The sequence below is a fragment of the Streptomyces sp. NBC_00414 genome, assembly GCF_036038375.1.
GTDB lineage: Bacteria > Actinomycetota > Actinomycetes > Streptomycetales > Streptomycetaceae > Streptomyces.
The window spans coordinates 6,563,775-6,586,292 of record NZ_CP107935.1; the positions used below are offsets into that span (position 1 = coordinate 6,563,775).

General features: G+C 70.3%; 21 protein-coding genes. 9 read left to right on the forward strand and 12 right to left on the reverse strand.

Features of this window, described 5'->3' with window-relative positions:
- Window positions 1-11: 11 nt before the first annotated feature.
- Genes OHS59_RS28585 through OHS59_RS28595 form a run of 3 tightly spaced genes read right to left on the reverse strand, consistent with a single transcriptional unit; the run spans window position 12 to window position 4,607 of the window.
- Window positions 12-1,985 carry an ABC transporter permease/substrate-binding protein gene (locus OHS59_RS28585; RefSeq protein WP_328496216.1) on the reverse strand — a complete coding sequence of 658 codons (1,974 nt, stop codon included), beginning with the start codon at window positions 1,983-1,985 and terminating at the stop codon, window positions 12-14.
- Window positions 1,975-3,555 (reverse strand): sugar ABC transporter ATP-binding protein, encoded by a 1,581-nt coding sequence (locus OHS59_RS28590; protein ID WP_328496217.1) that lies wholly within the window; start codon window positions 3,553-3,555, stop codon window positions 1,975-1,977. The genes OHS59_RS28585 and OHS59_RS28590 overlap by 11 nt, the downstream gene beginning before the upstream one ends.
- Window positions 3,552-4,607, reverse strand: coding sequence for a LacI family DNA-binding transcriptional regulator (locus tag OHS59_RS28595; RefSeq protein ID WP_328496218.1), 1,056 nt, complete (start codon window positions 4,605-4,607; stop codon window positions 3,552-3,554). The genes OHS59_RS28590 and OHS59_RS28595 overlap by 4 nt, the downstream gene beginning before the upstream one ends.
- A gap of 381 nt (window positions 4,608-4,988) precedes the next feature.
- Between OHS59_RS28595 and OHS59_RS28600 the strand changes: the two genes are divergently transcribed.
- Entirely contained in the window at window positions 4,989-5,825 is an 837-nt protein-coding gene (locus tag OHS59_RS28600) for a calcium-binding protein (RefSeq protein ID WP_328496219.1), read from the forward strand.
- A gap of 73 nt (window positions 5,826-5,898) precedes the next feature.
- Here OHS59_RS28600 and OHS59_RS28605 read toward each other — a convergent pair whose 3' ends face one another.
- Genes OHS59_RS28605 through OHS59_RS28615 form a run of 3 tightly spaced genes read right to left on the reverse strand, consistent with a single transcriptional unit; the run spans window position 5,899 to window position 7,172 of the window.
- The gene (locus OHS59_RS28605; protein ID WP_328496220.1) at window positions 5,899-6,093 is read right to left on the reverse strand and encodes a hypothetical protein; all 195 of its coding nucleotides are present in this window, start codon (window positions 6,091-6,093) and stop codon (window positions 5,899-5,901) included.
- Window positions 6,094-6,117: 24 nt separating this feature from the next.
- Window positions 6,118-6,309, reverse strand: a complete 192-nt coding sequence (locus tag OHS59_RS28610; RefSeq protein WP_107016123.1) for a hypothetical protein — start codon at window positions 6,307-6,309, stop codon at window positions 6,118-6,120.
- A gap of 11 nt (window positions 6,310-6,320) precedes the next feature.
- The gene (locus tag OHS59_RS28615) at window positions 6,321-7,172 is read right to left on the reverse strand and encodes a helix-turn-helix domain-containing protein (protein ID WP_328496221.1); all 852 of its coding nucleotides are present in this window, start codon (window positions 7,170-7,172) and stop codon (window positions 6,321-6,323) included.
- A 258-nt stretch (window positions 7,173-7,430) separates the two neighbouring features.
- Between OHS59_RS28615 and OHS59_RS28620 the strand changes: the two genes are divergently transcribed.
- Complete coding sequence (locus OHS59_RS28620; RefSeq protein ID WP_328496222.1) at window positions 7,431-7,886, forward strand: ATP-binding protein; 456 nt, start codon at window positions 7,431-7,433, stop codon at window positions 7,884-7,886.
- A 73-nt stretch (window positions 7,887-7,959) separates the two neighbouring features.
- Window positions 7,960-8,757 (forward strand): SAM-dependent methyltransferase, encoded by a 798-nt coding sequence (locus OHS59_RS28625; protein ID WP_328496223.1) that lies wholly within the window; start codon window positions 7,960-7,962, stop codon window positions 8,755-8,757.
- A 10-nt stretch (window positions 8,758-8,767) separates the two neighbouring features.
- Here the strand turns inward: OHS59_RS28625 and OHS59_RS28630 are convergent, their stop codons facing one another.
- A complete protein-coding gene (locus OHS59_RS28630; protein WP_328496224.1) occupies window positions 8,768-9,343 on the reverse strand; it encodes a nuclear transport factor 2 family protein in 576 nt (191 codons plus the stop codon).
- Window positions 9,344-9,495: 152 nt separating this feature from the next.
- On the opposite strand from OHS59_RS28630, the gene recD2 reads away from it, so the two are divergent.
- Entirely contained in the window at window positions 9,496-11,769 is a 2,274-nt protein-coding gene (gene recD2 / locus OHS59_RS28635; RefSeq protein ID WP_328496225.1) for an SF1B family DNA helicase RecD2, read from the forward strand.
- 446 nt (window positions 11,770-12,215) lie between these two features.
- Window positions 12,216-13,505: a citrate synthase gene (locus OHS59_RS28640; protein WP_328496226.1), complete on the forward strand. Its 1,290-nt coding sequence runs from the start codon at window positions 12,216-12,218 to the stop codon at window positions 13,503-13,505.
- 656 nt (window positions 13,506-14,161) lie between these two features.
- Here OHS59_RS28640 and OHS59_RS28645 read toward each other — a convergent pair.
- Both OHS59_RS28645 and OHS59_RS28650 read right to left on the reverse strand, forming a co-directional pair.
- Window positions 14,162-16,501: a heavy metal translocating P-type ATPase gene (locus OHS59_RS28645; RefSeq protein WP_328496227.1), complete on the reverse strand. Its 2,340-nt coding sequence runs from the start codon at window positions 16,499-16,501 to the stop codon at window positions 14,162-14,164.
- A 99-nt stretch (window positions 16,502-16,600) separates the two neighbouring features.
- Window positions 16,601-16,840 (reverse strand): heavy-metal-associated domain-containing protein, encoded by a 240-nt coding sequence (locus OHS59_RS28650; protein WP_328496228.1) that lies wholly within the window; start codon window positions 16,838-16,840, stop codon window positions 16,601-16,603.
- 141 nt (window positions 16,841-16,981) lie between these two features.
- Here OHS59_RS28650 and OHS59_RS28655 point away from each other — a divergent pair, with 141 nt between their 5' ends.
- Window positions 16,982-18,055, forward strand: a complete 1,074-nt coding sequence (locus tag OHS59_RS28655) for a zinc-dependent alcohol dehydrogenase family protein (protein WP_328496229.1) — start codon at window positions 16,982-16,984, stop codon at window positions 18,053-18,055.
- Between the two features lie 98 nt (window positions 18,056-18,153).
- Here the strand turns inward: OHS59_RS28655 and OHS59_RS28660 are convergent, their stop codons facing one another.
- Window positions 18,154-18,354, reverse strand: coding sequence for a helix-turn-helix transcriptional regulator (locus OHS59_RS28660; protein ID WP_328496230.1), 201 nt, complete (start codon window positions 18,352-18,354; stop codon window positions 18,154-18,156).
- Window positions 18,355-18,661: 307 nt separating this feature from the next.
- Here OHS59_RS28660 and OHS59_RS28665 point away from each other — a divergent pair, with 307 nt between their 5' ends.
- The 3 genes from OHS59_RS28665 (at window position 18,662) to OHS59_RS28675 (ending at window position 21,265) form a co-directional block, all read left to right on the forward strand.
- Complete coding sequence (locus tag OHS59_RS28665; protein WP_328496231.1) at window positions 18,662-19,330, forward strand: TetR/AcrR family transcriptional regulator; 669 nt, start codon at window positions 18,662-18,664, stop codon at window positions 19,328-19,330.
- A 7-nt stretch (window positions 19,331-19,337) separates the two neighbouring features.
- Window positions 19,338-20,150, forward strand: a complete 813-nt coding sequence (locus OHS59_RS28670) for an SDR family NAD(P)-dependent oxidoreductase (RefSeq protein ID WP_328496232.1) — start codon at window positions 19,338-19,340, stop codon at window positions 20,148-20,150.
- Between the two features lie 74 nt (window positions 20,151-20,224).
- Complete coding sequence (locus OHS59_RS28675; RefSeq protein WP_328496233.1) at window positions 20,225-21,265, forward strand: NAD(P)-dependent alcohol dehydrogenase; 1,041 nt, start codon at window positions 20,225-20,227, stop codon at window positions 21,263-21,265.
- 27 nt (window positions 21,266-21,292) lie between these two features.
- Here OHS59_RS28675 and OHS59_RS28680 read toward each other — a convergent pair whose 3' ends face one another.
- Window positions 21,293-21,808, reverse strand: coding sequence for a putative immunity protein (locus OHS59_RS28680; RefSeq protein WP_328496234.1), 516 nt, complete (start codon window positions 21,806-21,808; stop codon window positions 21,293-21,295).
- A gap of 22 nt (window positions 21,809-21,830) precedes the next feature.
- Window positions 21,831-22,427 carry a TetR/AcrR family transcriptional regulator gene (locus OHS59_RS28685; protein WP_328496235.1) on the reverse strand — a complete coding sequence of 199 codons (597 nt, stop codon included), beginning with the start codon at window positions 22,425-22,427 and terminating at the stop codon, window positions 21,831-21,833.
- Window positions 22,428-22,518: the final 91 nt, after the last annotated feature.

The window sequence follows — 22,518 nt, forward strand, 5'->3', positions numbered from 1 at the left end:
ACGGGCGGGGGTCAGCCGGTGAAGTCGGCCACGTTCTTCGACGTGACCACCTTCACCGGGACCTTCACCGTCTGCTCGGTCTTCTTGCCGTCGGCCGCCCGCAGCGCGTTCTCCACGGCGATCCTGCCGAGTTCCTTCGGCTGCTGGGCCACGGACGCGTACATCGTGCCGTCCGCGACGGCCTTCAGTCCGTCCGGCGTGCCGTCGAAGCCGATGACCTGGACCGACTTCCCGGCCTTGGAGCGCAGCGCCTTGATCGCGCCGAGCGCCATCTCGTCGTTCTCGGCGAAGACGCCCTGGACGTCCGGGTGGGCCTGGAGCAGGTTCGTCATGACGTCGAGACCCTTGGTGCGGTCGAAGTCGGCGGGCTGCCTGGCGACCACCTTGATGTCCGGGTAGGCCTTCAGACCCTCCTCGAAGCCCGCGCCGCGCTCACGGCTCGCGGACGTACCGGCCAGTCCCTGCAGGATGACGATCTTGCCCTTGCCGCCCAGCTTCTCGGCCAGCGCCTTGGCGCCGAGCTGCCCGCCCTCGACGTTGTCGGAGGCCACGAGCGCGGCCGTCTTCGCCTTGTTGACGCCACGGTCGACACCCACGACGGGGATGTCGGACTTGTTGGCGGAGCGCACCGAGGGGCCCGCCGCGTCCGAGTCCACCGGGTTGACGATGATCGAGTCGACGCCCTCGCTGGTGAAGTTCTGCAGCTGGTTCGCCTGCTGCGAGGCATCGTTCTGCGCGTCCGTGACGGTCAGGTCCGCCCCGAGCTTCTTCGCCTCTGCCTGAGCGCCTTCCTTGATCTGTACGAAGAAGGGGTTGTTCAGGGTGGAGAGGGACAGGCCGACCTTCGGGTTCGCGGACGAGGACGAGCCGTTGTTGAAGATGCTCAAGCCCCCCACTACGGCCGCCACGAGGACGACCGCGAGCCCGTACTTGACCATCTGCGGGCCCTTCTTGCCCGCCGCGCCCCCGGCACCGGACGTGACCGGAGTCGCGCCCGCCTTGCGGCGCACGGTGTCGAGCAGCACCGCCAGCGCGATGACCACACCGATGACGACCTGCTGCCAGAACGCCGACACGGACAGGAGGTTGAGGCCGTTGCGCAGCACCGCCAGGATCAGCGCGCCGATCAGCGTCCCGGACGCCTTGCCCGTACCGCCCGCGAGGGAGGCGCCGCCGATGACGACCGCGGCGATCGCGTCCAGCTCGTAACCCTGCGCGGCCTGGGGCTGCGCGGAGGAGAGGCGGGAGGCGAGCACGATGCCCGCGGCTGCCGCGAAGAGCCCCGAGAGCGCGTAGATGGCGAGCTTCTGCCGCTTCACCCGCAGTCCGGAGAGGCGGGCAGCCTCCTCGTTGCCGCCGATCGCGTACATGGAACGCCCGATGTACGTACGCCCGAGGATCACGGCCGTGACCAGGCCCAGGACGATCATCACGAGGACCGGGACCGGCAGCCAGCCACCGAGCGTGTCACCCAGGTGGGAGACCGAGTCGGGGAAGGCGATCGGGGAGCCCTGCGAGATCACCAGGGACAGACCGCGGCCCACCGACAGCATCGCCAGCGTCGCGATGAACGGCGGCAGCTTCCCGTACGAGATCAGGACGCCGTTGACCAGTCCGCACGCTATGCCGGTGGCGATCGCGAGGATCACCGCGATCCAGACCGGTACGCCCTCCGAAGTGGCCGTCCAGGCAAGGACGGTGGCGGAGAGGGCCGCGACCGAGCCGACCGAGAGGTCGATGCCCGCCGAGACGATCACGAAGGTGACGCCGAAGGCGAGGATGGCGGTCACGGCCGCCTGGACGCCGATGTTGAGCAGGTTGTCCGTCGTCAGGAAGTCGCCGGACAGGGCCGACATCGCGATGACGAGGATGATGAGCGCGGTGAGCGCGCCGTTGTCGAGCAGGAGCCGGCGCAGGCCGCCCGGGGCGCCGCCGCCCGGAGCGCCACTGGCGCCCGTTGTGCTCTTGAGCGTGTCAGTGGCCACGGGGTTCCTCCACAGCGGAATCAGCGTCAACAGGGTTGGTGGTGGTCGATGCGGTGCTCGGTGATGTGGTTGATGCGGTCGGGGTGCTGACGGCCAGGGCCATCACGGAGTCCTGCGTCGCCTCGTCGGCGGCCAGTTCACCGGCGATCCGGCCCTGGGCCATCACCAGCACCCGGTCGCTCATGCCGAGCACCTCGGGCAGATCGCTGGAGATCATCAGGACGGCGTGGCCGGCGGCCGTGAGCTCGTTGACCAGCTGGTAGATCTCGACCTTGGCGCCCACGTCGATACCGCGGGTCGGCTCGTCGAGGATCAGCACCTTGGTGTCGGCGAGCAGCCACTTGCCGATGACGACCTTCTGCTGGTTGCCGCCGGACAGCGTGCGCACGTGCTGGCCGAGCCCGGCCATCCGTACGCCGAGCTGCTCGGCGATCCTCGCGGCGGCCGTCCGCTGCCCCTTGAGGTCGACGAGCCCGCCGCGGGTCGCCGCCCGCAGCGTGACGAGTCCGAGGTTCTCCTCGACGGAGGCGTCCAGGAGCAGTCCCTGGCCCTTGCGGTCCTCGGGCACGAGCCCGATCCCGGCGGTCATCGCCGCGTTGACGTCGTGGCGGGGCAGCCGCTCTCCGGCGACCGCTACCGACCCCTTGTCGTACGGATCGGCGCCGAAGACGGCCCGCACGACCTCGGTCCGTCCCGCGCCGACCAGGCCCGCGATCCCGACGACCTCACCGGCCCGCACCTCGAAGCTGATGTCGTGGAAGACACCGTCCCGGGTGAGGCCGTCGACGCTGAGCAACGCGGCCCCGGTGTCGGCCCGTTCACGCGGGTACTGCAGCTCGATGGAACGGCCCACCATCATGCGTACGAGATCGTCCTCGGGCGTGGAGGCGGGCACCTGGCCCACGCTCCGGCCGTCCCGGATGACCGTGACCCGGTCTCCCAGGGCGGCGATCTCCTCCAGGTGGTGCGTGATGAAGACGATGCCCACGCCGTCCTCGCGCAGCTTGCGCACGATCGCGAAGAGCTTCTCGACCTCCGTGGAGGTGAGCACCGCGGTCGGCTCGTCCATGATCAGGACGCGCGTGTCCAGGCTGAGCGCCTTCGCGATCTCGACCATCTGGAGGCGGGCGATGCCCAGTTCACGCACCCGGGCGCGGGGCGAGACATTGACGCCCACCCGCTCCAGGAGCACGGCGGCGTCGGCCTCCATCTTCTTCCGGTCGATCATCCCGAGGCGGCGCGGCTGGCGGCCCAGGAAGATGTTCTCGGCGACGGTCAGATCGGGGACCAGGTTGAACTCCTGGTAGATGGTCGCGATCCCGAGGCGCGCGGCGTCCTGCGCGCCGTGGATGCGTACCTTCTCGCCGTCGACCACGATCTTCCCGGCGTCCGGCCGGTAGGCGCCGGACAGCATCTTGATGAGGGTGCTCTTGCCGGCACCGTTCTCACCGAGCAGTACGTGCACCTCGCCGCGGCGCAGGTCGAAGTCGACGCTGTCGAGCGCGACCACACCGGGGAAGGTCTTGCGTATCCCTTCGATACGCAGCAACTCGTCCGGGCTGCTGCTCACGGGTTGCTCCTTTGAGTGACGTTCGTGTGGGGGGCTCTCACCGCTGGTGGCGGTGTCGGCGGGGGTTCGCCGCAGGAACGGCGGACGACGAGGGTGGCGGCGAGGGTCACCGACTGCGGGGGCCGCCCCTCGATGCGGTCGACCACGGCGCGCACGGCGGCCCGGCCCAGGTCGGGGGTCGGCTGGGCGATCGCCGTGACCGGCGGATCGGTGTGCACGAACCACGGGATGTCGTCGAACGCCGCGAGCGCGATGTCGTCGGGCACACGGAGTCCACGGGCGCGTACGGCGTCCAGGGCGCCCAGGGCCATCAGGTTGTCGGCCGCGAAGACGACCTCGGGCGGCTCGGCCAGGTCGAGGAACTCCTCGGTGGCCCGCCGGCCGCTGGCTGCCTGGAAGTCGCCCTGCCCGATGTACGCGTCGGGCAACGGCAGCCCGTACTCGCGCAGGGCGTCCCGGAAGGCGTCCACGCGCTCGCTGCCGGTGGTGGTGGCCGCCGGGCCCGCGATGATGGCGAGCCTGCGGTGGCCCAGGCCGTAAAGATGGGCGACCAGATCGCGTACGGCGGCGCGGCCGTCCGCCCGGACGACGGGCACGTCCACGCCCGGTATCCACCGGTCGACGAAGACCATCGGGGTCCCCGAGCGGGCGGCGTCCAGCATCAGCGGGGAGGCGCCGTCCGTGGGGGACACGAGGAGGCCGTCGATACGGCGGTCGAGCAGCGTACGGACGTGGTGGTCCTGCAACTCGGGGCGCTCGTCGGCGTTGCCGATGATGACGCTGTACCCGAGGGCGCGGGCCTCCTCCTCGACGGAGCGGGCCAGCTCGGTGAAGTACGGGTTGAGCACGTCGCTGATGACCAGGCCGAGGGTGCGGGTCTGGTCGGTGCGCAGGGAGCGGGCGACGGCGTTCGGGCGGTAGCCCAGCGCCTCGACGGCGGCCAGTACGCGGGTGCGTGCGGCGGGGCTGACCGAGGGGTGGTCGTTCAGGACCCGCGAGACCGTGGCGACGGAGACACCCGCCTCGGCGGCGACGTCCTTGATGCTCGCCATCGACGCTCCACCTCCTTGTGGATCATCTTGTGGACCGACACGTGGAATCGATTACATCCACGTGTACGGAAGCGATTGGAATCGATTACATGGAGCTTGACAACCCCCTGAGACCGGATCGTGATGTCGGGGGTCGGGGGTGGGCCCGTACCCCGCCCCGCACCCTCCCCGGGAGCCTCGCGGGGGGTCCCGCAGTGTGACGGCCGGGTGAATTCCAGCGGAATGGGAAATTGATCGCGCGTTTACGATTTCACGCCGCGCGTTTATCCGTGAGTTGGTGCACAACCAACTGTGGGCCCCGCCCGTCACACGAGGCGAAAGGAATCACAGCTGCCCCATGGAGGTTTTGCAATGTCTTATCGTCACGGTGGTCGTCGTTCGGTGCGCGCCTTATCTCTGCTGGCGCCGATTGTCGGCATCGGGCTGGCCGTTCCGCTCGCGCTGGCCGGGTCGGCGGGCGCCGCGGAGTCGACGGCCACCGCCGTGGTCAACGAGTACGGCTGGCAGCTCAAGTACACGGCCGCCCCCGGTCAGGCCAACCGGGTGGACATCACGCAGTCGTACAGCGACGACCACGCGCAATTCATCTATTCAATCGACGACGTCGTCCCGATAACCGCCGGAAACGGCTGCGGCTATCCCGACGGCGCGGACAGGACGAAAATCTCCTGCGTGGTCGAGAACGTCGAGAGCCAGTCGCCGTATGCGGCTCTGGAGGCGGATCTCGGCGACGGGAACGATTCCGGCTCCGTAGAGAATCGCACCGACCAGACTTTCTCCTACACCCACATCGAGCTGGGCATCGGCAACGACAAGTGGATCAGTGACTCCGGCGACCTGGTCGACGGCAGCACTGTCACGGGCGGCGCGGGTGACGACGTCATCACGGTGGACCAGTACGGATCCACGTGGGGTGGTGACGGCGCCGACACCCTCACCGCCACCGGCGGCGGCGAGATCGTGCAGGGCGGCGCGGGCGACGACGTGCTGCGCGGCGGCGCGGGCGAGCAGATCATCCAGGGTGACGACGGCAACGACAAGGTGTACGGCGGCGCCGGCGACGACGACCTGTACGGCGGCAAGGGCGACGACATCGTGTACGGGGAGGCCGGCGACGACGTCATCTGGGGCAACAGCGGCAACGACAAGCTGTACGGCGGGTCCGGCACCGACACGATCTCCGGCGGAGCCGGGACGAACGTGATCGTCCAGGACTGACGGTTTCCCACCGGCTGGGACGGGGACTGCGCGGGTCCCTTCGCGCAGTCCCCGTGGCGGGGCCGCCCGAGGCTCAGAGGAGGTGGTCCGCCTTGCCGGCCTTGATGTCGAGGATGAGGGTGCGGAGGGCTTCGCGGGTGTCGGTGAGGGGGGTGTCTTCGGCGCCTGCGACGGCTATGTAGGCGTTGCCGTCGGGGTCGGTGCCGAGGCGGAAGCAGTTGTTGCCTTCGCCGCAGAAGGGGGCTTCCCAGGTGATGTGGTTGGCCATGGGTGTGCTCCTACTGGTTCGCGGTCAGAGGAGGTGGTCCGCCTTGCCGGCCTTGATGTCCAGGATGAGGGTCCGGAGGGCTTCGCGGGTGTCGGTGAGGGGGGTGTCCTCGGCGCCGGTGACGGCTATGTAGGCGGCGCCGTCCTGGTCGGTGCCCAGGCGGAAGCAGCTTGCTCCCTCGCCGCAGAACGGGTCTTCCCAGGTGATGTCGGCCATGTGAATGCTCCTCACAGTTCGCGGGCGATGCCGTGGATGAAGTCACGTGACGCGTCCGGTGTCATCGCGAGGCGCTCCATCCAGTCGAGGTGGGCTCGGTACTTGGTCAACTGCGCCTCGCCGCACAGGAATTCCGGGCCGTGCGAGCTGTCGACCTGCGCGGTGTCCAACTGCCGCACAGGGCCTTCTAGGTAGTTGACTGTCTGCCCGGCCCCGGGGAACGTGCCCGCGGTGAACGGGAGGATCAGCAGTCGGACGGCAGGACGCTCGCAGATGACGAGCAGGTGATCGAGCTGGGCGCGCGCGACCTTGCGGCCGCCGAACTGCATGCGCAGCGCCGCCTCATGGACGATGCCCACGTATTCGGCGGGATTCTCGCCCGCCAAGACCTGCTGCCGTTCGGCGCGGTAGGCGAGGCGCAGTGCGATCTCATGGTCGGGGAGCGGAGGCAGCACCGCCCTGAAGAGTTCGAGCGCGTGGTCGCTGGTCTGGAACAGGCCTGGAATGTGTGCGGTGTGCGCCGTGCGCATGCGGACCGCGTGAGACTCCAACTCGGCGATGTCCAGGAGACCGGGGGAAAGAGATCCGCGGTACCGCTCCCACCAGCCGCGTCCGACGGGTCTGGCCATGCTCACCAGGGCCTCGACATACGTCTGGTCCGAGCAGTCGCAGTTGCAGGCGAGGGTGCGCAGCCTCTCCGTACTGATGGTGCGGATGCCGGTTTCGATGTTGGAGATTTTCGCCCGATCGAGACCGAGCAGGCCGGCCGCCTGGTCTGCCGTTATCCCCGCGGCCATCCGCATCTTGCGCAGCTCGCTGCCCAGGCGCCGCTGGCGCTCTGTGGTGGCTGTCCTCGGTGGCATGGCCGTCCTTCCGCGATCGTGGTGAGCAGTCTGCCGCCTCACGGATCCGCCGGACCACGAACGGGTTGATTTCAGCGAGTTCGTGGCAATGAAACCATGCAGTGCTCTACGTTAAGTAACGCACCCGCTACACACGGCAGTCGGCAGTGCATCGCGCGAGCCCGCCCGGAACCTCCTGCCCTGGGAGGGATCGGCCCGCGTCAGGGAGACGAGCCACCGACCGCCGCGCACCGTCAACCGTCCGGCGAGGAGTACCCCATGCCCGAAACCGTCTCCGCCTGCCCCGTCCCACCCCTTCCCGCCGCCTGGGGCTGCCACCTGCACCTCACCAACGACCCCCGGGCCCCACGCATCGCCCGCCGGACCGTCCGCACCGCACTGCACGGCTACGTGCCCGAACTCATCGACACCGCCGAGCTGTTGACGTCCGAGCTGGTCTCGAACGCGGTGCAGCACTCCGACGGCCCGGTGACCGTCAGACTCCGTACCCGCGACGGAGTCGTCCGCGTCGGGGTCATGGACAACCACCCCGAACTTCCCGACCCCTTGCCCTGCACGCCGGACCAGGGCTTCGGCCGGGGTCTGTTCCTCGTCGACGCCCTGGCGGACACCTGGGGCCGCTACCCCCTCACCACCCGCTCCCGGACCGTCGGCTGGAAGGTGGTGTGGTTCGAGCTGGTTGCCGGGCCGTCAACTACGGTCTTTCGCAATTGAGTTGATGTGGAAGGCTGTCGGCAGCGGTTCGCGGGCAGAGGGCCTGGCGGTCGGTGGTCGAGGGGAGTGCAGCGTGGGTCAGGACGGCTTCCGTGCCGAGGAGATCGACACCAGCAGGCCGCATCCCGCGCGGATCTACGACTATCTGCTGGGCGGCAAGGACAACTACGAGGTGGACCAGCGGGCCGGCGACGAACTCGCCGCCGTCGCACCCGAGATACGGATCGGCGTCCGGGCCAACCGCGCCTTCATGCGGCGCGCCGTCCGGTACGTCGTCGGCAGCGGCGTCCGCCAGATCCTCGACATCGGCACCGGCCTGCCCACCTCGCCGAACGTGCACGAGATAGCCCACGAGGTGACGTCGGACGTGCGCGTCGCGTACGTCGACAACGATCCGATCGTGAGCGCACACGCCGACGCGCTGCTCAGCGGTTCCGGCGTCAACAGCATCGTGCTCGCCGACCTGCGCGACCCGCGGGCCATCGTGGACCACCCCTACGTCCGCCGGGTCATCGACTTCGACGAGCCGGTCGCCGTGCTCCTCGTCGCCATCGTCCACTTCCTCACCGACGCGGACAAGCCCGAACAGATCGTCGCCACCCTGCGCGACGCGCTTCCGGCCGGAAGCTTCCTGGTGCTCTCGCACGCCACGGGCGACTTCGCCGATCGCAGCGACGCCCAGGCCGTCTACAGCAAGGCCACCGCCTCGCTGAACCTGCGGTCCCGTGCCGAGGTCGAGCGTTTCTTCGACGGCTTCGAACTGGTCGAGCCGGGCCTGGTCCAGGCCCCGTTCTGGCGTCCGGACGCCCCGCCGCCGGCCAGGTCCGGCGAGATCGGCTTCTACGGAGGCGTGGCCCGCAAGAACGGCTGACACACGGCGGCTACCTCTCGCCCGCCGCGGGCTTGGTCCCCGCGTAGGAGTCCATGCCGATGAAGAAGTGACCGAACCGCCAGCAGCCGTCGTGCTCACGGCGCAGGCGGGCGCTGTAGATGACGCTGGCGCCCAGGCTCAGCCCGTCCGCGGCGACCGTCACCACGCTGAAGGCCAGGGCGGAGGCGGTCCCCGCGGCGAGGTCCAGCTCGTCCACCAGGACGTTGCTGATCAAGTGCCGCCGCTGGTCGCCCTGTTCGGCGACGATCCGGGTGAGCCGGTCGAACAGTTCGGCCCGGCCCTCGAACCGGGTGAAGGGCTCGGCCTGCCCCTGCGCGACCTCGAAGACGGTGTCCTCGGTGAAGCAGGACACCACGACATCGATACGCGCCTCGTCGTGGGCGATGCCGAACCGGTGGAAGGCGTCCGCGATCCGGGCCCGGGCTGCGAGTGCCTCCGGACCGAAATCGGCCGGCTCCAGGGGCCGCATGTCGACCTTCCCCTGGCGATGGGCCCAGGCCTGGAGGGGCAGCGTGGGGGTGAGGGCCGGCTTCTGCTTCTGCTCCTGCGGCTTCGTCTCGTTCATGCGGCCTCGATCGACGTGGAGGGGTGCGTTAAGTGTCGACACTATCCCGCGTAAACGGTGCATTGCGAGGGAAGCGGCACCGAATACTTCCTCCCTGTCGACAGGGCCGTCGACGGTGCCTCGGTGTCAGACGGGGGCGGTAGCGTCGGATCATGTCCAATCAAGGGGCGGGGCAAGGGGCGGCGGGCGAGGTCCGGAACCTCGCGGTACTCGAAGGCGTGCTGGAGCGGATCACGTACGCCAATGAGGAGAACGGGTACACGGTCGCGCGCGTCGACACCGGTCGCGGCGGCGGCGATCTCCTCACGGTCGTCGGCGCGCTGCTCGGCGCCCAGGTGGGCGAGTCCCTGCGCATGGAGGGCCGTTGGGGCTCCCATCAGCAGTACGGCAAGCAGTTCACCGTCGAGAACTACACGACCGTGCTGCCCGCCACCGTCCAGGGCATCCGCCGATATCTCGGATCCGGCCTGGTCAAGGGCATCGGACCGGTCTTCGCCGACCGCATCACCACGCACTTCGGGCTGGACACGCTCCAGATCATCGAGGAGGAGCCGAAGCGGCTCATCGAGGTGCCCGGCCTCGGCCCCAAGCGCACCAAGAAGATCGCCGAGGCCTGGGAGGAGCAGAAGGCGATCAAAGAGGTCATGCTCTTCCTCCAGACCGTCGAGGTGTCCACGTCCATCGCGGTCCGCATCTACAAGAAGTACGGCGACGCGTCGATCTCGGTCGTCAAGAACCAGCCCTACCGCCTCGCGTCCGACGTCTGGGGCATCGGCTTCCTCACCGCCGACAAGATCGCCCAGTCCGTGGGCATCCCGCACGACAGCCCGGAGCGGGTGAAAGCAGGTCTCCAGTACGCCCTTTCGCAGTCCAGCGACCAGGGCCACTGCTTCCTCCCGGAGGAGCGGCTGATCGCGGACGCGGTCAAACTGCTGCAGGTGGACACGGGCCTGGTCATCGAGTGTCTGGGGGAACTGGCGGCGCCGCCCGAGGAGGGCGAGGACCCGGGGGTCGTACGGGAGCGGGTGCCGGGGCCGGACGGCGGGGAGCCGGTGACGGCCATCTACCTCGTCCCCTTCCACCGGGCCGAACTGTCACTGTCCGCCCAGCTGCTCAGACTCCTGCGCACCGACGAGGACCGGATGCCCGGCTTCCGTGACGTGACCTGGGACAAGGCGCTGGCCTGGCTCAAGGGGCGTACGGGGACGGAGCTGGCCCCCGAGCAGGAGCAGGCCGTCCGGCTCGCCCTCACCGAGAAGGTCGCCGTGCTCACGGGCGGGCCCGGCTGCGGCAAGTCCTTCACGGTCCGGTCGATCGTGGAGCTGGCGCGCGCGAAGAAGGCGAAGGTCGTGCTGGCGGCGCCGACGGGCCGGGCCGCCAAGCGGCTCGCCGAACTCACCGGGGCGGAGGCCTCGACCGTGCACCGGCTCCTGGAGCTACGGCCCGGCGGCGACGCGGCGTACGACAGGGACCGTCCGCTCGACGCCGACCTGGTGGTCGTGGACGAGGCGTCGATGCTGGACCTGCTGCTGGCCAACAAGCTGGTCAAGGCGGTGCCTCCGGGTGCGCACCTGCTCTTCGTGGGGGACGTCGACCAGTTGCCCAGCGTCGGAGCGGGCGAGGTGCTGCGCGATCTGCTGGCCACGGGCGGGCCGGTGCCGGCGGTCCGCCTGACGAAGGTCTTCCGCCAGGCCCAGCAGTCGGGGGTGGTCATGAACGCCCACCGGATCAACGCGGGCCGGCAGCCGGTCACGGACAAGCTCAAGGACTTCTTCCTCTTCGTGGAGGACGACACGGAGGAGGCCGGGCGGCTCACGGTGGATGTGGCCGCGCGGCGCATTCCCGCGAAGTTCGGGCTCGATCCGCGGCGTGACGTGCAGGTGCTGGCGCCGATGCACCGCGGCCCGGCGGGTGCCGCCGCGCTCAACGGCCTGCTCCAGCAGGCCGTCACACCGGCGCGGCCCGACCTGCCCGAGAAGCGGTTCGGCGGCCGGGTCTTCCGGGTCGGCGACAAGGTCACGCAGATCCGCAACAACTACGAGAAGGGGGAGAACGGGGTCTTCAACGGCACCGTTGGGGTGGTGACTTCCCTCAACCTCGACGACCAGCGCCTCACCGTCCTGACGGACGAGGACGAGGAGGTCCCCTACGAGTTCGACGAACTCGACGAGCTGGCGCACGCGTACGCGGTGACGATCCACCGCTCGCAGGGAAGTGAGTACCCGGCGGTGGTCATCCCTGTGACCACCGGAGCCTGGATGATGCTCCAGCGCAACCTCCTCTATACGGCGGTCACGCGGGCGAAGCGGCTGGTGGTGCTGGTGGGTTCGCGCAAAGCCTTGGCGCAGGCGGTCCGCACGGTGTCGGCGGGCCGCCGGTGCACGGCCCTGGACCACCGCCTCGCCGGCAACCGGATACCGGCCTGAGCCGGATTGCCGGCTGCGGCCCGGTGGGGCCGGTCGCGCAGTTCCCCGCGCCCCTTCGAGGGGCGCGGGGAACTGCGCAATCTCTTAGGGGCGCGGGGAACGGCGCGGGCAACCCCAACCGGGCCGACACGCACGAACTCGGCGCAGGCCCACCCCCCAGGGGCGCGGGGAACTGCGCGACAAGCCCTCACCGGGCCGCACCCGACGACCCGGCCGGCGGCACCCCCGCCCGACCCGGCGAAAAAATGATCGATCAAACGAGTCGGAAACGTCACACGGCACTTTCGGAAGGCGGGGGAAGCGGGCAGGATGAACAGGTTGGCGGCACTGAGTGCCGCCAATAGGCCCAATGGTCGACCCCGAGTGCACTCTCCTGCGCCAAATGGGGGATGGTAGAGACAGTCAGGGCACCTCGAAGAAGAGGCACAACGTCGGTGAGGGATGACGTGAGCGACAACTCTGTAGTACTGCGGCACGGCGACGGCGAGTACACCTACCCGGTGATCGACAGCACCGTCGGCGACAAGGGCTTCGACATCGGGAAGCTCCGCGCCCAGACCGGTCTGGTGACGCTGGACAGCGGTTACGGGAATACCGCCGCCTATAAATCCGCCATCACCTATCTCGACGGCGAGCAGGGCATCCTCCGCTACCGCGGTTACCCGATCGAGCAGCTCGCCGAGAGCTCCACCTTCCTCGAAGTGGCCTCGCTGCTGATCAACGGCGAGCTGCCCACGGTCGACGAGCTCTCCACGTTCCAGAACGAGATCACGCAGCACACCCTGCTGCACGAGGACGTCAAGCGGTTCTTCCAGGGCTTCCCCCGCGACGCCCACCCGATGGCCATGCTGTCGTCGGTGGTCTCCGCGCTGTCGACGTTCTACCAGGACAGCCACAACCCGTTCGACGAGCAGCAGCGCCACCTCTCGACGATCCGGCTTCTCGCCAAGCTTCCGACCATCGCGGCGTACGCGTACAAGAAGTCGATCGGTCACCCCTTCGTCTACCCGCGCAACGACCTGGGCTACGTCGAGAACTTCCTGCGCATGACCTTCTCGGTCCCCGCGCAGGAGTACGAGCTCGACCCGGTCGTCGTCTCCGCGCTCGACAAGCTGCTCATCCTGCACGCGGACCACGAGCAGAACTGTTCGACCTCCACCGTGCGTCTGGTGGGCTCGTCGCAGGCGAACATGTTCGCCTCGATCTCCGCCGGCATCAGCGCCCTCTGGGGCCCCCTGCACGGTGGCGCCAACCAGTCGGTCCTGGAGATGCTCGAAGGCATCAAGGCCAACGGCGGCGATGTCGACTCCTTCATCCGCAAGGTGAAGAACAAGGAGGACGGCGTCCGCCTGATGGGCTTCGGCCACCGGGTGTACAAGTCCTTCGACCCGCGCGCAAAGATCATCAAGGCTGCCGCGCACGACGTCCTCTCGGCCCTCGGCAAGTCCGACGAGCTGCTGGACATCGCGCTCAAGCTGGAGGAGCACGCGCTCTCCGACGAGTACTTCGTCTCGCGCAACCTCTACCCGAACGTCGACTTCTACACCGGCCTGATCTACCGGGCCATGGGCTTCCCGACCGAGATGTTCACGGTCCTGTTCGCCCTTGGCCGGCTGCCGGGCTGGATCGCCCAGTGGCACGAGATGATCAAGGAGCCCGGTTCGCGTATCGGGCGTCCGCGGCAGATCTACACGGGTGTTGTCGAGCGGGACTTCATTCCGGTCGAGCAGCGCTAGCGCTCCGCTCGGCCGCAGGTCTTCATCCGAGGGCCGGTGAGGGCGGGCCTCAAGGATCGAGCAGTTCCCCGCGCCCCTGAGGGGCGCGGGCACCTCGCCCCGAAGCCCCGGAGCAGTCCCCGGAGCAGCAAGGCGGACAAGGCAATAAAGAAGGCGCCCCGCTGCCGGTCCCCCCACGGGCCGGAGTCGGGGCGCCTTCCCATGTCCCGGTGCGGATTCCCCCCACGGGATCCGGCCGGGCGTCTGAAGGCAGCGCCTGAATCGCTGCGAGCAAAACGAGCAGAATGAGTAAAAATCCTGCCTTCTGCGTACTACCTACTGCGTGTGCGGTCTGCCGGGACCCGTACGTACGGGAGGGCCGCTCAAAGCTCCCCGCCGTACGCGTCCCGGCAACGCATTTCCGAGAACGTCCCCCAAGACGTCCCCAGATGTCAGAAACGCCCCCCAAGACGTGTCTGACATCGTCAATCTAGACTCACGAACCCCTTCGATGGTTACGTTCACATCACTGTGACCTGCGTCTCTTGCGAATGTCCTGAAGATACGCAAGAGCCCCGATATGACTATCGGAGCCCTAGCGTAAGGATGATGCGCGAGCCTTGTGAAGAGCTTATGTGAAGACGTGTGCCGGACTCTAGGGGACTCCTACCTCTTCGTCATGAAAATGCCCTCAGACGAAGGCTGTTCGTCACCACGAACACCGAGGAGAACGCCATGGCGGCGCCCGCGATCATCGGATTCAGCAACCCGGCCGCGGCGAGCGGCAGTGCCGCCACGTTGTAGCCGAAGGCCCACACGAGGTTTCCCTTGATCGTGGAGAGGGTCCGCCGGGACAGCCGGATCGCGTCGGCGGCCACCCGCAGGTCCCCGCGGACGAGCGTCAGATCGCTCGCCTCGATCGCCGCGTCCGTGCCCGTGCCCATCGCCAGGCCGAGATCGGCGGTGGCGAGCGCGGCCGCGTCGTTGACGCCGTCGCCCACCATCGCCACGGCCCGGCCTTCGGCCCTCAGCCGCCTGATCACATCGACCTTGCCCTCGGGCAGCACCTCGGCGATCACGTCGGCGGGGTCGATGCCGACGGAGCGGGCCACGGATTCGGCGACGGTCCGGTTGTCCCCGGTCAGCAGCACCGGTGTGAGCCCCAGGGAGCGCAGCGAGCGGACGGCCTCCGCGCTGGTCTCCTTGACCGCGTCGGCGACGGTGACGACACCGTGCGCCGCTCCGTCCCAGGCGACGGCCACGGCGGTACGCCCCTCCTCCTCGGCCCGCGTCCTGAGGGCGAGGAGGCTGTCGGGCAGCGTGATTCCGGCCTCTTCGAGGAGGCGGGCGCGGCCCACGAGGACCGCGTGGCCCTCGACCGTGCCGCGGACACCGAGACCGGGCACGTTCTCGAAGCCGCTCACGGCCGGCAGGGCGCCGATCCGCTCCTCGGCGCCCGCTGCCACCGCCCGGGCGATCGGATGCTCCGAGGCGTGCTCCAGGGCCCCCGCGAGGCGCAGTACGCGCGTCGTGTCGGTGCCGTCGGCCGCGTACACCTCCTGGAGGGTCATGCGGCCGGTGGTCACCGTTCCGGTCTTGTCCAGGACGATCGTGTCGACGCGGCGGGTGGACTCCAGGACCTCGGGGCCCTTGATGAGGATGCCGAGCTGGGCGCCGCGGCCCGTGCCGACCATGAGGGCGGTCGGGGTGGCAAGGCCCAGGGCGCACGGGCAGGCGATGATCAGCACCGCGACGGCGGCGGTGAACGCGGCGGCCGTGTCGCCGGTGACGCCCAGCCAGACCCCGAAGGTGCCGGCCGCGATCAGCAGCACGACGGGTACGAAGATGCCGGAGATCCGGTCGGCGAGGCGCTGTACCCGGGCCTTGCCGTTCTGCGCGTCCTCCACGAGCCGCGCCATCCGGGCGAGCTGGGTGTCGGTGCCGACCCGGGTCGCCTCGACGAGCAGCCGCCCGCCGGCGTTCACGGTCGCTCCGGTGACGGCCGAACCCACCGTCACGTCCACCGGCACGGACTCGCCGGTCAGCATCGACGCGTCGACCGCCGAGGTCCCCTCGACGACGGTGCCGTCGGTGGCGACCTTCTCGCCGGGCCGCACGACGAAGTGGTCGCCCACGGCCAGCGCGGTCACCGGGACGCGGACCTCGCGGCCGTCCCGTACGACGGAGACGTCCTTCGCGCCCATTTCCATGAGGGCGCGCAGGGCGGCGCCCGCCTGCCGCTTGGAGCGGGCCTCCAGATAGCGGCCGAGGAGGATGAGGGCCACGACCCCGGCGGCGACCTCCAGGTATATCGCCGAGGCGCCCTGCTCGCGGGAGACGGTGAGGGAGAAGCCCTCGTCCCGCATGCCCTCCATGCCCGCGTCGCCCCGGAACAGCGCCCACAGGGACCAGCCGAACGCGGCCAGCGTGCCGGTCGACACGAGGGTGTCCATGGTCGCGGCGCCGTGCCGGGCGTTCGTGAGCGCGGCCCGGTGGAAGGGCAGTCCGCCCCAGACGACGACCGGCGCGGCGAGCGTCAGCACGAGCCACTGCCAGTTGTCGAACTGGAGCGCCGGGATCATCGACAGCAGGACGACGGGGGTGGCGAGGAGCGCGGAGACGACGAGGCGTTCGCGCAGTGCGGCCAGTTCGGGGTCATGTGCTCCGGCCGAGCCCCCGTCGGCGGAGCCCTGCGGGGACCGCGCTGCTTCCAGGGGCTCCGGGGGCTGTGGCGGCGGGGGTTCCTCGGCCGTGTAGCCCGTCTTCACCACGGTGGCGATCAGGTCGGCGACCCGCACCCCGTCCGCGTACGAGACCTTCGCCTTCTCCGTCGCGTAGTTCACCGTGGCGGTGACGCCGTCCATGCGGTTGAGCTTCTTCTCGACCCGGGCCGCGCAGGAGGCGCAGGTCATCCCGCCGATGGCCAGTTCGACCTGCGACGCCGCGTCGGTCGCTGTGGTCCCGGTGGCGGGAGGGGCCGGAGTGGTCGGATCGGTCGCTGCGGTGGTGCTGGTCATGTCCGTGCTCCAGGGAACGAACCGGGCCGTACGGAGCCAGTATCAGCTGGTCGGTACGGCCCGGGGCGGAGTAAAGGGAGGGGCCGGGCCCCAGGAGCCTCAGGCCTTGCCGGCGAGCTCGAAGCCCGCTTCGTCGACGGCGGCGCGCACGGCCTCCTCGTCGAGCGGGGCGGCGGAGATCACGGTCACCTCGCCGGTGGAGGCGACGGCCTTCACCGAGGTGACACCGGTGATCCCGGAGATCTCACTGGAGACCGAGCCTTCACAGTGCCCGCAGCTCATCCCGCTCACCTGGTAGACGGTGGTGACGGAGCCCGGGGTGTCGGTCTGGGCGGTCATGTCGTTCTCCTCGTCGAGACGTATGGGGCGTGGGCGGCGTGGGATACAAGAGACGTGTGCGGCCCACGGGCTTCCACGGTACCCAGAGTATACCCCTAGGGGGTACTTTCAAAGAGTCGGTGACAGCGGAGGGGCGACGGCATGCGCGCAGTGGTGTTCGAGCGGTTCGGGGAGCCCGCCGACGTACGGGAGGTGCCGGACCCGGCGCCCGCGCCGCACGGGGTGGTGGTGCGCGTCGAGGCCACCGGACTGTGCCGCAGCGACTGGCACGGCTGGCAGGGCCACGACCCGGACATCGCGCTGCCGCACGTGCCCGGACACGAACTCGCCGGAACCGTCGAGGCGGTGGGCGCCCTGGTCACCCGCCACCGCCCCGGCGACCGCGTCACGGTGCCCTTCGTGTGCGCCTGCGGGAACTGCGCCTCCTGCGCGGCGGGCGACCAGCAGGTGTGCGAGCGGCAGACCCAGCCCGGGTTCACCCACTGGGGGTCCTTCGCCGAATACGTCGCCCTGGACCACGCCGACGTCAACCTCGTCGCCGTGGCGGACGAGCTGTCCTTCGGGACGGCGGCCTCGCTGGGCTGCCGGTTCGCCACGGCGTTCCGCGCGGTGGTCGCGCAGGTGCGGGTGGCGGCGGGGGAGTGGGTGGCCGTGCACGGCTGCGGCGGAGTCGGACTGTCCGCGGTGATGATCGCCGCGGCCGCCGGGGCGCGGGTCGTCGCGGTCGACCTCTCGCCGGGAGCCCTGGACCTGGCACGGCGGTTCGGCGCCGCGCACTGCGTGGACGCCTCCCGGGCCGACGACACTGCCGCGGCGGTCCGCGACCTGACCGGCGGCGGCGCCCATCTCTCCCTCGACGCCCTCGGCTCCCCGGTCACCTGCGCGGCCTCGGTCGCCGGCCTGCGCCGCCGCGGCCGGCACGTCCAGGTGGGCCTCCTGCCCGAGGACCCGAAGGTGCCCATGTCCCGTGTGATCGGCCTCGAACTCGAACTCCTCGGCAGCCACGGAATGCCCGCGCACGCATACCCGCCGATGCTGGAGTCCGTACGGGCCGGGCTCCTGCGCCCCGACCTCCTGGTAACGTCCACGATCCCCCTGGCGGCGGCCCCGGCGGCGCTTGCGGCGATGGGGACGGCGGGGGCGGCATCGGGGGGTGCGCCGGGGTCGGGAGTGGCGATGGGGGCGGGTGTCACGGTCGTCGAACCCTGGGCGTGAGGGCCGCGAACCGGCACGGACGATCCGAGGGGCCCCGCGCGGTGGACGTGCGGGGCCCCTGTTCATGACGGGTGTGGGCGAGGAGCGCGGCGGGGCGGTCAGCCTCCCCCGCGGCCTCTGTTGCCCGGCCGGGCGGCGACCCACGCGCGGACGGTGTCGGCGTACCAGTACGGCTTGCCGCTCTCCACGTGGTCGGGCGCGGGCAGCAGCCCGTGTTTGCGGTAGGACCGCACAGTGTCCGGCTGCACCTTGATGTGCGCCGCGATCTCCTTGTACGACCAGAGCCTTCGGTCGGTCATCTGAAGCACCTCCCTGCGCGCGCCACAGCGGCGGCCGAGGGGCGGCCGCCGGGGGAGCCGGGCACTGCGCTGGCGATCACAAGCCTGTGCTCGGTGAACGACAGAGCGTGACAACGCGGCTGGGGCTGTCGCGTGGGTGTGACGCAAGACCCGCGTACACGGGACATGTGTGACAGGAGTAGGTCTTTTGTGACACGAGTGACGCATTGCGCAACAGGCGCACTTCGCCGGGCCCGGCAGGCGTGCGGCGCACATGTCTCACTGGGAAACATGTCCCACTGGGACATGAAGGAGTATTCTTGACGGCATGGAGGCAACGGAGCCCAGCACCACCACCGAGGACCGCCGGCGGCGCAAGGCCAGGCAGACCCGCAACGCCCTGGCGACCGCCGCCGTCGACCTGATCCTGGAGCGCGGCCTCGCCGCCACCACGGTCGAGGCGATCGCGGAGCGGGCGGATGTCACGCGCCGCACCTTCAGCCGGCTCTTCACCGGCAAGGAGGACGCGGCCCTCGACTTCGTACGAGGCGACGGCGACCGCATCAACGCACTGCTGCGCGACCGGCCCGCCGCCGAACCGCCGCTGCTCGCCTACCGCCGGGCCGTGCGCGACTGGCTGGCCGACCGCGAGGACCCGGCCTGGCACCTGCGCCCCCGCATGCGGCGTCTGCTGGCCCTGCTCGACCGCGAGCCGGCCCTGTTCGCGGCGTACGAACGCATCCGGGTCGACGCCCAGGACGAGTCGGTCCGCATCCTCGCCGACCGGCTCGGCACCGACGACGCGCGCGACCTGCGCCCCGCCGTCGTGGTCGACGCCGCCGCCGGAGTCCTCACCGCCGCGCTGCGCGTCTGGGCGCGCGGCGCGGCAGACGACGACTCGGCCGCCGCGGACCTCGCCGCCCTGGTGGAGCGGGCCTACGACGCCCTGACCCAAGAGGCCGCGTCCGCGGTCTCGTACGACACCCCCGAAAAGTGAGAGCACCATGAGCACCACTCCCGTCAGCGGCACCACCCCTGTCACCGGCACCACTCCCGTCACCGACTACGCCACCGAGTTCGCCGGGAAGACCGTGCTGGTCACCGGCGCGGCCTCCGGTATCGGCCTGGCCACCGCCCGTCGCCTCGGCGCCGGTGGCGCCGACGTCGTGATCGCCGACTACAACGCCGAGGGTGCCGAGAAGGCCGCCGCCGACCTGCGGGCAGAGGGTGTCGGAGCCGCCGCGGTCGAGGTGGACGTGACGCGCGCCGACTCCGTGGCGGCGGCCGTCGCCTTCGCCGTCGACACCTTCGGCGGGCTGCACCTGGCCGTGAACAACGCCGGCATCGGCGGCCCGAGCGCGCCGACCGGCGAGTACGACATCGAGGCCTACGACCGCGTGGTGCTCACCAACCTCAACGGCGTCTTCTACTCCCTGCGCCACGAGCTGCCCGCCATCGAGGCGGCCGGGGGCGGCGCCGTCGTGAACGTCGCCTCCATCCTCGGCTCGGTCGGTTTCGCGGGCTCCTCCGCGTACGTGGCCGCCAAGCACGGCGTGGTCGGACTGACCAGGACCACCGCCGCCGAGTACGCCGCCAAGGGCATCCGCGTCAACGTGGTCGGCCCCGGCTTCATCGAGACCCCGCTGCTCCGGAGCATGGACGAGGACGCCTACGACGGTCTGGTCGGGCTGCACCCCGCCGGCCGGCTCGGCCGCCCCGACGAGGTCGCCGAACTGATCGCCTTCCTGCTGTCCGACCGCGCCTCGTTCGTGACCGGCGGCTACCACCTGGTCGACGGCGCCTACACCGCCGTCTGAGCACAGCGGAAGCGCGAAAGACGGACAAGAAGTACAAAAGCAGTACAGGAAGTCGTACGGAAAGAAGTCAGGCCATGAAGGCACTGCAGTACCGCACCATCGGCGCGGCTCCCGAGGTCGTGGTCGTCCCCGACCCCGAACCCGGCCCCGGACAGGTCCTGTTGAAGGTCACCGCCGCCGGCGCGTGCCACTCCGACATCGCCGTGATGGGCTGGCCCGCCGAGGGATTCCCGTACGGGCTGCCGCTCACGCTCGGCCACGAGGGCGTCGGCACGGTCGCCGCGCTCGGCGCGGGTGTGACCGGGGTGCGCGAGGGCGACGCGGTCGCCGTGTACGGCCCCTGGGGCTGCGGCACCTGCGCCAAGTGCGCGGAGGGCAAGGAGAACTACTGCCTGCGCGCCGACGAACTCGGCATCCGTCCGCCGGGGCTCGGGGCGCCTGGGTCGATGGCGGAGTACCTGCTCGTGGACGATGCCAGGCACCTGGTGCCGCTGGACGGGCTCGACCCGGTCGCGGCGGTCGCGCTGACGGACGCGGGACTGACGCCGTACCACGCGATCAAGCGGTCGCTGGCGAAGCTGGTGCCGGGCTCGACCGCCGTCGTCATCGGCTCGGGCGGGCTCGGGCACGTAGCCATCCAGCTGCTGCGGGCCATGACCTCGGCCCGGGTGGTCGCCCTCGACGTGAACGAGGAGAAGCTGCGGCTGGCCCGGGAGGTCGGCGCGCACGAGACGGTGCTGTCCGACGAGCGGGCGGCCGACGCGGTGCGCGAACTCACCGGTGGTGCCGGGGCGGAGGCGGTCTTCGACTTCGTCGGGGCGCAGCCCACCCTGGCCACCGCGGGGGCCGTCGTGGCCGTCGAGGGCGATGTCACGATCGTCGGCATCGGCGGCGGGACACTCCCCGTCGGCTTCGGGCGGCTGCCCTTCGAGGTGTCGGTCAGCGCGCCCTACTGGGGCAGCCGCGGCGAACTCGTCGAGGTCCTCGCCCTGGCCCGGTCCGGCGCGGTGTCGGTGCACACCGAGACCTTCTCCCTCGACGAGGCCCCGCTCGCCTACGAGCGCCTGCACGCCGGGAAGATCAACGGGCGTGCGGTGATCCTCCCGCACGGCTGAACGGACCGATCGGCGCGGGGGAGCCGGTCAGGGGGTGAACACCGACCAGCAGATGTCGTTGCGCAGCCGCTGGTCGTCGAGTACGAGCTCGCGGATCTCCGCCGGGAGCTGCTCGCGCTGCCACCGGCATTCGAGCCGTCCGGCGAGCTCGCTCTCGCCCTTCGGGGCGGCGGCCCGTGCGGCCTTGATCGCGTAGGCGGCCGCGCCGAGGTCGTGCGCGGCGACGTGGGCGACGGCTCCGGCCTGCCCGGCGGCATACGCGGCGTGCCGTGCCGCCCCGCGCAGGTCCCGGGCCGCCCCCATCGCATGGCCGCCCGCCGCGCGCGCCTCCATCATCTTGACCTCGCCGCGAACCCAGGCCCGGGCGTGCTCGATCGCCCGGCGCGGGCGCGGGTCCCCGGGCCGGTCCGATTCGAAGAGGTGAAGGACGTGCTCCGCACACGAGGCCGCCCAGAGGGCCAGGCGACGGTGATCCTCGTCGGTGAGGGTCCCGCCCCGTCGGACCGTCACGAAGCGGGGATCCCGGACCTTGGGAAGGATCATGACCGCACTTCCTGAGACGACATCAGGCGGCCGTCCGCAGGTGCTCGATGCCGGTGTCGAGCGCCGCCTTCAGGTGGGTCGAGTCGCCCGTGGACATCATGATGGCCACGCCGCCCTGGATGCCCGCCAGCAGCGCGGCGCCCGCCCTGTCCACGTCGAGGGCCGGTGCGACCAGACCGTTCGCCTGGAGGGCGCGCATGCCGCGGACCAGTTGCCGCTGCCACTGGCGCATCAGCTCCGCCACGATCGCCCGCGCGCCCGGGCGGTCCCGGCCCACCTGAAGGAACAGTGACGCCAACGGGCAGTGGTCGCCCTGTCGTTCGTAACGCTCCACCACCACGTTCCGCCACTGCTGCCAGGACTCCCACGAGTCCAGCCGTCCCAGGTGCGGCTGCTGGTCCGCCAGCACGCGGTCCGCTTCGAACCGGGCGACCGCCAGCAGCAGTTCGTCCTTGCCGGCGGGGAAGTAGTGGAAGAGCTGGCTCTTGCTCGTACCGGTGCGGCTTCGGATGTCGTCGAGCGTGGTGAAGGCGACGCCGTGCTCGCGCAGCACCTCGGCCGCCCCTTCGACGATACGGGCCCGCGTGGCACGGCCCTTCACGGTCGCAGCTTCCGCCATCCCGGCCTCCTCCGATTCCCCGCTCCGCACCGCGCCGATCGACGATACCGAGCGTGCCCCGAGCCTACCGCCGTTCTGGACTTGCTGGTCC

Excerpts from the sequence above, each read along its gene's own strand:
- OHS59_RS28655 (WP_328496229.1), top strand. The coding sequence starts at position 16,982 with ATGCGCGCAGTGGTGTTCGAGCGGTTCGGGGAGCCCGCCGACGTACGG.
- OHS59_RS28620 (WP_328496222.1), top strand. The coding sequence starts at position 7,431 with ATGCCCGAAACCGTCTCCGCCTGCCCCGTCCCACCCCTTCCCGCCGCC.
- OHS59_RS28650 (WP_328496228.1), bottom strand. The coding sequence starts at position 16,840 with ATGACCGCCCAGACCGACACCCCGGGCTCCGTCACCACCGTCTACCAG.
- OHS59_RS28680 (WP_328496234.1), bottom strand. The coding sequence starts at position 21,808 with ATGATCCTTCCCAAGGTCCGGGATCCCCGCTTCGTGACGGTCCGACGG.
- recD2 (WP_328496225.1), top strand. The coding sequence starts at position 9,496 with ATGTCCAATCAAGGGGCGGGGCAAGGGGCGGCGGGCGAGGTCCGGAAC.
- OHS59_RS28610 (WP_107016123.1), bottom strand. The coding sequence starts at position 6,309 with ATGGCCGACATCACCTGGGAAGACCCGTTCTGCGGCGAGGGAGCAAGC.
- OHS59_RS28645 (WP_328496227.1), bottom strand. The coding sequence starts at position 16,501 with ATGACCAGCACCACCGCAGCGACCGATCCGACCACTCCGGCCCCTCCC.
- OHS59_RS28630 (WP_328496224.1), bottom strand. The coding sequence starts at position 9,343 with ATGAACGAGACGAAGCCGCAGGAGCAGAAGCAGAAGCCGGCCCTCACC.
- OHS59_RS28605 (WP_328496220.1), bottom strand. The coding sequence starts at position 6,093 with ATGGCCAACCACATCACCTGGGAAGCCCCCTTCTGCGGCGAAGGCAAC.
- OHS59_RS28615 (WP_328496221.1), bottom strand. The coding sequence starts at position 7,172 with ATGCCACCGAGGACAGCCACCACAGAGCGCCAGCGGCGCCTGGGCAGC.
- OHS59_RS28595 (WP_328496218.1), bottom strand. The coding sequence starts at position 4,607 with ATGGCGAGCATCAAGGACGTCGCCGCCGAGGCGGGTGTCTCCGTCGCC.
- OHS59_RS28675 (WP_328496233.1), top strand. The coding sequence starts at position 20,225 with ATGAAGGCACTGCAGTACCGCACCATCGGCGCGGCTCCCGAGGTCGTG.
- OHS59_RS28670 (WP_328496232.1), top strand. The coding sequence starts at position 19,338 with ATGAGCACCACTCCCGTCAGCGGCACCACCCCTGTCACCGGCACCACT.
- OHS59_RS28660 (WP_328496230.1), bottom strand. The coding sequence starts at position 18,354 with ATGACCGACCGAAGGCTCTGGTCGTACAAGGAGATCGCGGCGCACATC.
- OHS59_RS28685 (WP_328496235.1), bottom strand. The coding sequence starts at position 22,427 with ATGGCGGAAGCTGCGACCGTGAAGGGCCGTGCCACGCGGGCCCGTATC.
- OHS59_RS28665 (WP_328496231.1), top strand. The coding sequence starts at position 18,662 with ATGGAGGCAACGGAGCCCAGCACCACCACCGAGGACCGCCGGCGGCGC.